At 36.5% G+C, this 1,012-nt stretch carries 1 tRNA gene; it reads left to right on the top strand.

Annotated features, from left to right (window positions below):
- Positions 1 to 30 precede the first annotated feature (30 nt).
- Positions 31 to 120 (top strand) — tRNA-Ser (locus tag ACFIK8_RS10125).
- Positions 121 to 1,012: the final 892 nt, after the last annotated feature.

Raw genomic sequence — 1,012 nt, 5'->3', positions numbered from 1 at the left:
CTTTCTTTCTGGGTATAGTGCGGACTCTCTGGAGAGGTGGCCGAGTGGTTGAAGGCGCACGCCTGGAACGCGTGTATATAGGAAACTATATCGAGGGTTCGAATCCCTCTCTCTCCGCCATTGACTCTAAATGAACTTTCCTATACCTCTTGATGGCATAGTCTCAAAAACCCAGTATTTGCAGTTTTTTGCTTTTTGCAATTGACGTCCTTTCTATAAAAACACTCCGTTTTTCTCTAATTTTTCTCTTTTTTATGCCCTTTGCCTGAAAAACAACGTACTTGAAAAAGCAAAGTACAAAGTTTTTCGTCATGCTTGTGCGACGACGCCCCAAAAAAGCGCAGCTTAAATCTTGTCAGAGGTTTGATGATCATGGGTTGAGTAATTTGGAAGTTTGGCATAAAAATTGAATTGATGGTTTTATCTACCCTCTTGGGTGTTTTTATCTCTTTTTATATGCTATCAGCTATTTCTTTAATCCAAAGTATTATTTCGAAAGAACATCTTATAAATAAATACAAATGCGACAATTGATATGGTTTATGAATTTGGCGATTAAGTGGATTTATATTTGCCTATGCAGGAACAAAAGGAACCCTCCTGATAGGTAGCGTATTCTTTATTATTGCTTTTGTTTAACTTTGCAATGAAGGTACCTAAACCAAAGATCTGAAAGTCAAAACCAGCAAAACTGGTGGGAAATATATATCGTCACTTCGTTATTTTAAGCAGAATCCGGCTCTTTTTATGCCTTATATAAGCTAGACTGATTATTATGGTTCTTTTGACTGATTATCCCTGTTATTCTGGTTCCTTATATACAAGAGATTTTGAATGCGGATAGCAGGATCTTTGCAATATTTGAAGCGCTTTATTCAGCAGGTATCTTTACTGGTGTGCTTCTTTCACCACTTTTTTGTAAAGTTTTAATCATCAGGAAAACATCGACGTTTTATTAGCCATTATGGCTATTGGTCTTGTTATTCTGTCTATCAATACACACATTCTCATT

The organism is Bartonella sp. MR168JLCBS, from assembly GCF_042194175.1.
The sequence above is the reverse complement of the archived record's forward strand: the minus strand, read 5'-3'. Positions and strand labels throughout refer to the sequence as shown.